This is a genomic window from Lentibacillus sp. Marseille-P4043 (genome assembly GCF_900258515.1).
GTDB lineage: Bacteria > Bacillota > Bacilli > Bacillales > Amphibacillaceae > Lentibacillus_C.
In genome coordinates, this window is the sequence record NZ_LT984884.1 from 3361881 (window position 1) to 3374317 (window position 12437).

Genomic DNA, 12437 nt, shown 5'->3' on the forward strand with positions numbered 1-12437 from the left:
TTGCATAACTAGCCCTAATCCAAGCGCTCAATAACTGTCGCATTAGCCATTCCATGTCCCTCACACATCGTTTGTAGCCCATATCGCGCCCCAGTTCGTTCCAATTCGTATAACATGGTTGTCATTAGACGACCACCACTTGCGCCAAGCGGATGACCTAGTGCAATTGCCCCACCATTTGGATTCAATTTTTTCGGATCTGCACCAGTTTCCGCAAGCCAAGCAAGTGGTACTGAAGCAAATGCCTCATTAACTTCAAAAATATCGATGTTATCAATGGTGAGTCCAGCTTTTTTCAACACTTTTTCTGTTGCGGGAATCGGCCCTGTTAGCATGAGAGTCGGATCTGAACCAACAACAGAACGGGCAACAATACGAAACCTTGGCTTTAATCCAAGTTCTACTGCTTTTTCGCGCGACATAATTAGTATTGCTACAGCCCCATCACTGATTTGACTGGAGTTACCAGCTGTTATACTTCCATCTTCTCTAAATGCTGGTTTAAGACTACCAAGTTTCTCCATATTTGTATTATCCCGTGGCCCTTCGTCATCACTCACGATCTTCTTTGTATCATCCGGGGGTGTTACTTCCAATGGCATGATTTCTTTTGCAAAATGCCCAGCCTTACGAGCGGCAACTGCCTTTGCATGACTTTCTAATGAAAATTCATCCATTTGCTCACGGCTGAACCCCCATTTATCCGCAATTCGATCTGCTGATAACCCTTGATTTATAATTTCATATCTGCTCGTTAATTCCTCACTAAGTTTCACACCTTGCATATTTGAACCCATTGGTACACGTGACATATTTTCAATTCCACCAGCAACAACAATATCCATATCCCCACTAATAATTGCTTGTGAAGCAAAATGGACTGCCTGTTGGCTCGAGCCGCACTGACGATCAATTGTTGTTCCCGGAACCTCAACAGGGTAATCAGCAATAAGTGCCGCTTCTCGAGCAATGTCAAATCCTTGCTCCCCAACCTGAGACACGCAACCAAAAATCACATCCTCCACAAGTCCAGCAGAAATCCCTGCTCTTCTCACCACTTCCTTTAATGGTTTTGCGGCCAGATCCTCAGCACGAATACCACTTAACATCCCATTCCGCCTACCAACAGGGGTTCTAACCGCCTCCACAATTACTGCTTCACGCATCGTAATCATCCTTCCCATTCATTTTCTATCTTCTGCAAATCTATCACACTGCAACATATACGTTCGTATTGCAAGTTAATACTTCTTCATCCTTTTGATTTCTGATCACAACATCTATTGTTAAAAGTCCTCTTTTTCCATTCGCGGACTTCTTTTTATCAGCGATTGTAAATTGACCTGATAGTTGGTCATTCGCTAGCACAGGTTTCCTCCATCTAATTTCGTCCGCACCCACACCACCAAGGCAATCTCTACCTAAAATATCCATCTTTATCCACTCCGACCAAACTACAGCTAATGTATGAAAACCCGATGCAATTAATGAGCCATACGGACTTTCTTCAGCAGCATTTCTATCAACATGAAAATATTGAGGATCATATTTATTTGCGAAATCTATGATATCTTCCTCTGTCACGGTGATCGGATTGGTAAAAAATTGTTCTCCTAAAGAAAATGTATCAAATTTCATTTCACTTCTCCTTTGTTTTTACAATCCCATATTCTTGGCAATAATTCCTTTCATAATTTCATTTGTCCCTGCATAAATCGATGAAACAGCTACATCGCGATATCTTCTAGCAATCTCGTATTCCTCTATATAGCCATATCCTCCATGTAGTTGCATACATTCACCAGCAACCTTTTTGGCTAGGTCGGTTGTCCACCACTTTGCCATTGAAACTTCTGTCACTACATTGTTACCAGCAACATGGTCATCAATCAGGCGATCAACAAAAGTCCTGCCTATTTGCATTTCTGTTTTCATTTCGGCAAGACTAAACTGGGTATTTTGAAACTTACTAATAGACCGTCCGAAAGCCTCTCGTTGTTTCACATAATCAACTGTTAATTCAAGCATGATTTCAACGGCCTCCATACTCTGAATAGCAACCATTAATCGTTCCTGCTGCAATTTTTCCATCAAATAATAGAAACCTTTCCCCTCAACCCCTAACAAATTGGCTGTTGGGACTCTGACATTCTCAAAAACCAGTTCACACGTATCATTTGCATGCTGACCAACCTTTTGTAGTTTTTTGTTCTTGGTAAACCCTGGTGTATCCGCTTCAATAACTAGAAGACTAATCCCTTTATGTGCAGGTTGTGCCTTTGAATTTGTTTTACAGACTACAACAACTAAATCAGCTGTATAGCCATTTGTTATAAATGTCTTTTCTCCGTTAACAATGTAATCATCACCATCTTTTACAGCAGTCGTTTTAATAGCCGCCAAATCTGACCCTGCACCAGGTTCTGTCATAGCAATAGCTGATACTAAGTCACCACTAATCGCTCCTTTTAGCCACCGTTCTTTCTGAGTATCTGTCCCATATGAATCAATATATGGCATAACAATATCATTATGGAGACCAATCCCAACCATCCCAGTGCCAACTCTCTCAAATTCCTCATTAATGACTACAGAATAACCAAAATCAGCATGAACAGCCCCAAACTTCTCGTCAGCCCAAGGACATAGAAAACCCTGGTTCCCAAGCTTTTTCCAAAAGGATCTTGGTACTTGCTGATTTTTTTCCCATTGAGCAAAATTCGGTATCGCTTCTTTCTCAAGAAATTTTCGTAATGAACGACGAAAAATAGCATGTTCTTCCCCTAAAAACGACCTCTCCATCAAAATCACTCCAATGTTTTCAACTAATTTAAAACAAATCCATATTTACTTCGGCTGCATCCTGATTGCACCATCAAGTCGGATAATTTCTCCATTTAACATCGGATTTTCCAAGATGCTTGTAACCAAATGCGCATATTCAGAAGGATAACCCAGCCTAGATGGAAACGGTGTCATTTCTCCTAAAGCTTTTCGAGCACTATCCGGTAATGTAGCAAATAGCGGTGTTTCAAATAAACCTGGAGCAATCGTCATCACTCTTATTCCCAATGTAGAAAGATCCCTAGCAATTGGCAAAGTCATCCCCGCAATTCCCCCTTTAGAGGCACTGTAAGCAGCCTGCCCAACCTGTCCCTCAAACGCAGCAACCGATGCTGTATTAATAATTACCCCACGTTCACCCTTATCGTTCGGTTCATTATTAGCCATTTTTTCCGTGGCAAGACGAATAACATTAAATGTCCCAATCAAATTAACCTGAATAACCTTTGAAAAAGCAGATAGATTATGTACCCCCTTTTTGCCAAAAGTCTTTTCCGCTGAACCAATCCCTGCACAATTAACTAGTAAATCAATGTTTCCAAACGTTTGGCCAGCTTCATCTAAGGCTGCTTGCACACTTATTTCATCCGTTACATCTGTTTTGACAAAATAGACACTTTCCCCTAATTCTTCTGTCAGTAGATTACCTTTTCTCTCTGCTAGGTCCAAGATGACAGCTTTCCCACCTTCTGAAACAATCTTCCTTACAGTAGCTTCACCAAGACCAGATGCGCCACCTGTAACGACAGCAACACTATTTTTAATTTCCATTTGATTGTCCTCCATTTATATGTATTCTATTTCCATGTTAAGATGCGTAATAGGTAATTAGAAATAGATTCAGCAATTTCCGTATCACTCATTTTCCCCTCAGCTGAATACCATTGTGTCACCCAGTTCATCGCACCTAAAATAATATTTCTTACAATTTTCACGTCCACGGTATGGAATAGATTTGCTTCTATACCTATCAAGATTAACTGATCAAAATTTTTTCCATAATCGTCACGCAGACGGAGAATTTGTTTCAGTTGTTCTGTTGTAAAAATATGCTCAGGCTGCATCATTAGTTCAAACCCAGATCGTTCAGAAAGCAAATATTCAATATGAACTACTACAGCTTTTCGTAGTTTTTCGATTACAGGCAAATCCAGTTTGCGCACTTGCTCTATATTCTTCAAACTACGCTCTAATAACATTATCTGGCTTTGATACAACAAATCCTGCTTATCACGAAAGTAGTAGTATACAGAACCCTTCGTCATCAAAAGTTTGGATGCTATTTCTTCCATCGTTGTTCCATGATAACCTTTCTCCGATAGAACACGAATCGCTGTCCGCAAAATGTCTTCCTTTTTCTTTGCTGTCTTCTGTTCTCGTAAAGACATAACTGACCACTTCCTCTACGTAGCCTTTTATATTTACATATAATTCTAAAAGTTTAATTTTTAAATGTCAAGTAAATTTTCTAAAAACTCAAATTACTAATGTTGTACGTAAGAACAGAAAAGTAAACTTAAAAAGAAGGAATGAGGTAATTATTTTGTAAAGCAAAAAAGAGCTAGAATACGAATAATCGTATTCTAGCTCTTTTTTATTTGCCTGGCGGCGTCCTACTCTTGCAGGGGCAATGCCCCAACTACCATCGGCGCTGGAGAGCTTAACTGCTGTGTTCGGCATGGGAACAGGTGTGACCTCTCCGCTATTGCTACCAGACATACTATTTGCGGTATAACACTTTTTATACCCTAAAAACTAAATAAGAGTTTTTTAAGCAACGAATCAAAAAGAAATATAGTTAAGTCCTCGATCGATTAGTATCCGTCAGCTCCACGTGTTACCACGCTTCCACCTCGGACCTATCAACCTCATCGTCTCTGAGGGATCTTACTCACTTAGAAGTGATGGGAAGTCTCATCTTGAGGGGGGCTTCATGCTTAGATGCTTTCAGCACTTATCCTTGCCACACGTAGCTACCCAGCTATGCTCCTGGCGGAACAACTGGTACACCAGCGGTGTGTCCATCCCGGTCCTCTCGTACTAAGGACAGCTCCTCTCAGACTTCCAACGCCCACGACGGATAGGGACCGAACTGTCTCACGACGTTCTGAACCCAGCTCGCGTACCGCTTTAATGGGCGAACAGCCCAACCCTTGGGACCGACTACAGCCCCAGGATGCGATGAGCCGACATCGAGGTGCCAAACCTCCCCGTCGATGTGAACTCTTGGGGGAGATAAGCCTGTTATCCCCGGGGTAGCTTTTATCCGTTGAGCGATGGCCCTTCCATGCGGAACCACCGGATCACTAAGCCCGACTTTCGTCCCTGCTCGACTTGTAGGTCTCGCAGTCAAGCTCCCTTCTGCCTTTACACTCTGCGAATGATTTCCAACCATTCTGAGGGAACCTTTGGGCGCCTCCGTTACCTTTTAGGAGGCGACCGCCCCAGTCAAACTGCCCGCCTGACACTGTCTCCGAACCGGATCACGGTCCTGGGTTAGAATGTCCGTACAGCCAGGGTGGTATCCCACGGGTGCCTCCACCGAAGCTAGCGCTCCGGTTTCCAAGGCTCCCACCTATCCTGTACAAGCTGTACCAACATTCAATATCAGGCTACAGTAAAGCTCCACGGGGTCTTTCCGTCCTGTCGCGGGTAATGCGCATCTTCACGCATAGTATAATTTCACCGGGTCTCTCGTTGAGACAGTGCCCAAGTCGTTGCACCTTTCGTGCGGGTCGGAACTTACCCGACAAGGAATTTCGCTACCTTAGGACCGTTATAGTTACGGCCGCCGTTTACTGGGGCTTCGGTTCTACGCTTCGCGCCAATGGCGCTAACGCTTCCCCTTAACCTTCCAGCACCGGGCAGGTGTCAGCCCCTATACTTCGCCTTTCGGCTTCGCAGAGACCTGTGTTTTTGCTAAACAGTCGCTTGGGCCTATTCACTGCGGCTCCATGTAAATGAAGCACCCCTTCTCCCGAAGTTACGGGGTCATTTTGCCGAGTTCCTTAACGAGAGTTCTCCCGATCACCTTAGGATTCTCTCCTCGCCTACCTGTGTCGGTTTGCGGTACGGGCACCTGTGACCTTGCTAGAGGATTTTCTTGGCAGTGTGGAATCTGGAACTTCGGTACTCTAGTTCCCTCCCCATCACAGCTTGAAATTGTTGGACGGATTTGCCTATCCAACTTTCTAACTGCTTGGGCGCACACATCCATCGGTGCGCTTTCCATATCCTTCTGCGTCCCCCCATCGCTAATAGCGGTCATGAGGTGGTACAGGAATATCTACCTGTTGTCCATCGCCTACGCCTTTCGGCCTCGGCTTAGGTCCCGACTAACCCTGAGAGGACGAGCCTTCCTCAGGAAACCTTAGGCATTCGGTGAAAGAGATTCTCACTCTTTTTTCGCTACTCATACCGGCATTCTCACTTCTAAGCGCTCCACCAGTCCTCACGGTCTGACTTCACAGCGCTTAGAACGCTCTCCTACCATTGTTCAAAGAACAATCCGCAGCTTCGGTGATACGTTTAGCCCCGGTATATTTTCGGCGCAGAGTCACTCGACCAGTGAGCTATTACGCACTCTTTAAATGATGGCTGCTTCTAAGCCAACATCCTGGTTGTCTGGGCAACTCCACATCCTTTTCCACTTAACGTATACTTTGGGACCTTAGCTGGCGGTCTGGGCTGTTTCCCTTTCGACTATGAACCTTATCACCCATAGTCTGACTCCCAAGTCTAAGTAGCTGGCATTCGGAGTTTGACTGAATTCGGTAACCCGATGAGGGCCCCTAGTTCAATCAGTGCTCTACCTCCAGTACTCTTTGCTTGAGGCTAGCCCTAAAGCTATTTCGGAGAGAACCAGCTATCTCCGTGTTCGATTGGCATTTCACCCCTACCCACACCTCATCCCCGCATTTTTCAACATACGTGGGTTCGGGCCTCCTGTCAGTGTTACCTGACCTTCACCCTGGACATGGGTAGATCACACGGTTTCGGGTCTACGACCGCATACTATATTCGCCCTGTTCAGACTCGCTTTCGCTTCGGCTCCGTGTCTTCCACTTAACCTTGCATACGATCGTAACTCGCCGGTCCATTCTACAAAAGGTACGCCGTCACCCATTAACGGGCTTCGACTACTTGTAAGCGCACGGTTTCAGGTTCTCTTTCACTCCCCTTCCGGGGTGCTTTTCACCTTTCCCTCACGGTACTGGTTCACTATCGGTCACTAGGGAGTATTTAGCCTTGGGAGATGGTCCTCCCAGATTCCGACGGAATTCCTCGTGTTCCGCCGTACTCAGGATCCACTCCGGAGGAAATTCCTTTTCGATTACAGGGCTCTTACCCGCTATGGCTGATCGTTCCAGATCGATTCATCTAAAGAATTTCTTGGTAACTCCAAAGGAGTGTCCTACAACCCCAGAAAGCAAGCTTTCTGGTTTGGGCTGATTCCGTTTCGCTCGCCGCTACTTGGGAAATCGCGTTTGCTTTCTCTTCCTCCGGGTACTGAGATGTTTCAGTTCCCCGGGTCTGCCTCTTGTATCCTATGTATTCAGATACAAATACTGCTCCATTACGAACAGTGGGTTCCCCCATTCGGAAATCCTCGGATCGAAGTCTACTTACGACTCCCCGAGGCATATCGGTGTTAGTCCCGTCCTTCATCGGCTCCTAGTGCCAAGGCATCCACCGTGCGCCCTTATTCACTTAACTATTATATTAAGATTAAGAACTTAAATTTGATGTCGTTGAATGTCTTACTCTTATTTAGTTTTCAAGGTACAAAGCGAGAGATTCACTCTCTCAAAACTGAACCAAACAACCAAGTACGCCCTTACCGAGGAGATCATCTGAAATGACCTCACTCCGCGTTCCTTCTAATAATCCTTAGAAAGGAGGTGATCCAGCCGCACCTTCCGATACGGCTACCTTGTTACGACTTCACCCCAATCATTGGCCCCACCTTCGGCGGCTGGCTCCAAAAAGGTTACCTCACCGACTTCGGGTGTTGCCAACTCTCGTGGTGTGACGGGCGGTGTGTACAAGGCCCGGGAACGTATTCACCGCGGCATGCTGATCCGCGATTACTAGCGATTCCGGCTTCATGCAGGCGAGTTGCAGCCTGCAATCCGAACTGAGAATGGTTTTATGGGATTTGCTTGACCTTGCGGCTTCGCTGCCCTTTGTTCCATCCATTGTAGCACGTGTGTAGCCCAGGTCATAAGGGGCATGATGATTTGACGTCATCCCCACCTTCCTCCGGTTTGTCACCGGCAGTCACCTTAGAGTGCCCAACTTAATGCTGGCAACTAAGATCAAGGGTTGCGCTCGTTGCGGGACTTAACCCAACATCTCACGACACGAGCTGACGACAACCATGCACCACCTGTCACTCTGTCCCCGAAGGGAACACTCTATCTCTAGAGTTTGCAGAGGATGTCAAGACCTGGTAAGGTTCTTCGCGTTGCTTCGAATTAAACCACATGCTCCACCGCTTGTGCGGGCCCCCGTCAATTCTTTTGAGTTTCAGCCTTGCGGCCGTACTCCCCAGGCGGAGTGCTTAATGCGTTAACTTCAGCACTAAGGGGCGGAAACCCCCTAACACCTAGCACTCATCGTTTACGGCGTGGACTACCAGGGTATCTAATCCTGTTCGCTACCCACGCTTTCGCGCCTCAGCGTCAGTTACAGACCAGAGAGTCGCCTTCGCCACTGGTGTTCCTCCACATCTCTACGCATTTCACCGCTACACGTGGAATTCCACTCTCCTCTTCTGCACTCAAGCCCTCCAGTTTCCAATGACCGCTCGTGGTTAAGCCACGAGATTTCACATCAGACTTAAAAGACCGCCTGCGCGCGCTTTACGCCCAATAATTCCGGACAACGCTTGCCCCCTACGTATTACCGCGGCTGCTGGCACGTAGTTAGCCGGGGCTTTCTGGTTAGGTACCGTCAAGGTACCGCCCTATTTGAACGATACTTGTTCTTCCCTAACAACAGAGTTTTACGATCCGAAAACCTTCATCACTCACGCGGCTTTGCTCCGTCAGACTTTCGTCCATTGCGGAAGATTCCCTACTGCGGCCTCCCGTAGGAGTCTGGGCCGTGTCTCAGTCCCAGTGTGGCCGATCACCCTCTCAGGTCGGCTACGCATCGTTGCCTTGGTAAGCCATTACCTTACCAACTAGCTAATGCGCCGCGGGCCCATCTGTAAGTGATAGCAGAAGCCATCTTTCAACTTCTTCTCATGCGAGAAAAAGTATCATCCGGTATTAGCCTCGGTTTCCCGAAGTTATCCCGATCTTACAGGCAGGTTGCCCACGTGTTACTCACCCGTCCGCCGCTCGATCCACAAGCATCCACTCAGAAGAGCTTCAGCAAGTTTCACGCGCTCGACTTGCATGTATTAGGCACGCCGCCAGCGTTCGTCCTGAGCCAAGATCAAACTCTCCAAAAAAGTTTGTATGTGATTAACACCGATCAATCACATCTCAATGTCTTAGCTTTTAGAAGTGTTACCTTCTAGTTCTTTAAAGAAAAACGGTATATGTTTTTCTTGACATACTGGTTGTTTTGTTCAGTTTTCAAAGAGCAAATTTCATTAAGTATCACTTTCAAAATAGCAACCTATTCACTATATCACATCGGTTAATCGTAGTCAATAGATTTTTATCTTCAAGAGTTGAATCTTAAATCAAAACTCTATTAATATATCAAAACAATATTGTCGATATGAATAAATTAAATTGAAATTTTAAAAGCAACTTAATTAATATAACATTTATCAAAATACGTGTCAATAATGTTTTTGTTTAGAAATAATCAATTTCCCTAGCTTAAACAATACAGACTTTTAACTGTTAGCACTAGACAATAGGCCATGTATTTTAACAGCAAGATCAATATTACAACCACAGCACTAACATGTCAATATTGATTTTTATCTTGTCTTTCGATTATTAAATAGGTTGTTTCCATATCTCCCGGGCTGATCCAGAGTAGTAATACTAAAAACAAGACCAACAGATAATCTAGCAAACCAGAAAGGGATAAATGGCATATACTAACACCAATCATAACCCTGTCTTATATTCGAACACAACCATCGCGCATTACTATATTTACGGAAAAACCTCACGAACGGAAATTAATCCTTACCCCTGTATCATCTCCCATTCATGAATCTCGAATCCTCTTGCACCATTTACTACATAGGGATCCCGCTTCACTATCTGTTCCACATCAGCATAGGTCTTAGCCTGATAAATTACCAAACCACCCGCTCCATCAGCAAAGCGACCTTTAGCAAATACACGATTCTTCTCTGATTGTTCCTTTAAAAATTCTAAATGATCTGGGCGATACAGCCTACTCTTCTCCTCGTCTAGCATAGGTGAGAAAACTGCGAAATATTTCATGTTGTTCAATCCTTTCCTATATATCACAAGATTTTTTTGCTAGCATCAACAGAAGTTATTACTTTAAACTGTTTCATAATCATCCTCAGAAGATTGTGACTCATTGTATTTAATAGTTAAGTCAATTCCCTTATTTTTATCATAGGTATATACACTCATAATTTCAAATGTGAGTAATGCAAATCTATTTAATTACATGGAAGCAAACAGACATTCTTCCCATTTTTAAGCAAAATCGGCCTCGATCTACTCGTTAATAAGTAACCATAATATTTTGTATATAATCAAAAATATTAATAACGTTTGTATATATCCCGATAAATAATATAGGCATTATTAACTAGATCCGTTCTGCATAAAAACGCGGTCACATACACAAGAATGCAAAGCTTGGGGGGAAAAGATTTAAAAACGGATACGTACGAACAAAAAGAAAAGAGAGTGAATGGTAATGGAAAAAATAATGAATTTTAAAAGTGTAAAAAACAAACTTTATGTCAGCTTTTCCATCGTTATTATCGCAAGTTTTTTATTAGGTATTTATAATTTCCTTTCAATCGGAAAAACAAATGATGATATAGATCAAATAGCAAATAATGATCTCCCCTTGTTAATGGCTAGTGAAAAATTAAACTCTACCATGTCTCAACAAACGGGATTAGTTCGTAGTTTTTTATTATATGAAGAAAATAAATACAGAGATCAATTTGACGAAAAGAAAGAGATATCGACAAAGCTTGGAGAAAATATACTTCAATTAACTAATTCAGGACAAAGCAAAGATTTGATTGATAAAAAGAGCCAATTGGAAGCATCATTAACAGATGTTTTTGCTGCATATGACGCCGGCGATAAAGAGAAGGCAATGGAAATTATGTCTAGCAAAGCTGAACCGCTTGAAAATGAAATTGACGTAGTGTTGGATGAGCTACAAGCCAATAAAGAGGAATTAGTAAACCAAAACGGTGAAAATATTATATCGAACGGCGAGACGATGTTAATTGTAACAATTGTTGTAACCATTTTAATTGCAGTGCTCAGTATTGCAATAGAACTAATTACTGTTCGAATTATCACCGATCCGATCATTAAGGTGATGAACCGAATGAAACGTATCGCAAACGGCGACCTCAGCACGGAACCGTTGGAAACAAATTTAAGAGATGAGACAGGTCAGCTCATTATAGCCACAAATGAAATGCAGCAAAGTACGTATCAGCTACTACATAAAATTAACGATGTATCTAAAACAGTTGGCACGCAAAGTGAAGAGTTGTCCCAATCAGCAAATGAAGTGAGATCCGGATCTGAACAAGTTGCTACTACTATGCAAGAATTATCATCTGGTTCAGATACACAGGCAAACAATGCAAGTGAACTGGCATCAATGATGAGCGTATTTACGAAAAAAATGCAAGAGACAAATAACAATGGCGAAATTATCCAACAAGCATCAAATGAGGTTCTGGAAATGACAAACGAAGGAAGCAAATTGATGGAATCCTCTACAAAACAGATGGAAAAAATTGACGATATTGTCAAAGATGCTGCGCATAAGGTAAGCAGCCTAGATCAAAAATCTCAAGAAATATCGAACTTGGTTGATGTTATAAAAGATATTGCTGATCAGACAAATCTACTAGCATTGAACGCAGCCATTGAGGCAGCCCGAGCAGGTGAACACGGAAAAGGTTTTGCTGTAGTGGCAGATGAGGTAAGGAAACTCGCTGAACAAGTGTCCAATTCCGTAACAGAAATAACAAATATAGTAACAAGTATCCAACAAAACTCAAATACGGTAACTGAATCACTTCAAGGTAGTTATAGGGAGGTTGAACAAGGAACAGGTCAATTAAAAACGACTCAGGAAACTTTTAATGGAATTAGTCTTTTCGTATCAGAAATGGGAACAATCATTCAGACGGTAACGAGCAACTTATCGGAGATGGCTACGAATAGCGAGCAAATGAATAGTTCTATTCAAGAAGTTGCCGCGATCGCTGAGGAGTCAGCAGCTGGCGTTGAACAAACATCAGCATCAACACAGCAAACAACCAGTTCCATGGAGGAATTGGCAACCAACTCCAACAACCTTGCTGAATTAGCAGAAGATTTGAATGCATTAGTTCAACAATTTAAATTTTAACTATCGTGTCCAGTCGCTCATCTGAT

General features: G+C 43.4%; 7 protein-coding genes and 3 rRNA genes. 1 reads left to right on the forward strand and 9 read right to left on the reverse strand.

Annotation, left to right across the window (positions count from 1 at the left end; translation table 11 throughout):
• Positions 1-14 precede the first annotated feature (14 nt).
• The 9 genes from C8270_RS16665 to C8270_RS16705 all read right to left on the reverse strand — a co-directional run bounded on the left by C8270_RS16665 (position 15) and on the right by C8270_RS16705 (position 10265).
• Positions 15-1166, reverse strand: a complete 1152-nt coding sequence (locus C8270_RS16665) for a thiolase family protein (protein WP_106497920.1) — start codon at positions 1164-1166, stop codon at positions 15-17.
• A gap of 43 nt (positions 1167-1209) precedes the next feature.
• Positions 1210-1638 carry a MaoC/PaaZ C-terminal domain-containing protein gene (locus C8270_RS16670; RefSeq protein WP_106497921.1) on the reverse strand — a complete coding sequence of 143 codons (429 nt, stop codon included), beginning with the start codon at positions 1636-1638 and terminating at the stop codon, positions 1210-1212.
• 18 nt (positions 1639-1656) lie between these two features.
• On the reverse strand, positions 1657-2802 hold the full coding sequence (locus tag C8270_RS16675; protein WP_106497922.1) for an acyl-CoA dehydrogenase family protein: 1146 nt from the start codon (positions 2800-2802) through the stop codon (positions 1657-1659).
• 45 nt (positions 2803-2847) lie between these two features.
• Complete coding sequence (locus C8270_RS16680) at positions 2848-3615, reverse strand: 3-hydroxyacyl-CoA dehydrogenase (RefSeq protein ID WP_106497923.1); 768 nt, start codon at positions 3613-3615, stop codon at positions 2848-2850.
• A gap of 26 nt (positions 3616-3641) precedes the next feature.
• Entirely contained in the window at positions 3642-4232 is a 591-nt protein-coding gene (locus tag C8270_RS16685) for a TetR/AcrR family transcriptional regulator (protein ID WP_106497924.1), read from the reverse strand.
• A 212-nt stretch (positions 4233-4444) separates the two neighbouring features.
• Positions 4445-4560 (reverse strand): 5S ribosomal RNA (gene rrf, locus C8270_RS16690).
• A gap of 78 nt (positions 4561-4638) precedes the next feature.
• Positions 4639-7560: ribosomal RNA gene (locus C8270_RS16695) — 23S ribosomal RNA — on the reverse strand.
• A gap of 178 nt (positions 7561-7738) precedes the next feature.
• Positions 7739-9304: ribosomal RNA gene (locus tag C8270_RS16700) — 16S ribosomal RNA — on the reverse strand.
• Together the 16S, 23S and 5S rRNA genes form the textbook arrangement of a ribosomal RNA operon.
• Positions 9305-10001: 697 nt before the next feature.
• Entirely contained in the window at positions 10002-10265 is a 264-nt protein-coding gene (locus C8270_RS16705) for a YciI family protein (RefSeq protein WP_106497925.1), read from the reverse strand.
• A 451-nt stretch (positions 10266-10716) separates the two neighbouring features.
• Here C8270_RS16705 and C8270_RS16710 point away from each other — a divergent pair, with 451 nt between their 5' ends.
• Complete coding sequence (locus tag C8270_RS16710) at positions 10717-12411, forward strand: methyl-accepting chemotaxis protein (protein ID WP_106497926.1); 1695 nt, start codon at positions 10717-10719, stop codon at positions 12409-12411.
• The last annotated feature ends 26 nt before the right edge of the window (positions 12412-12437 follow it).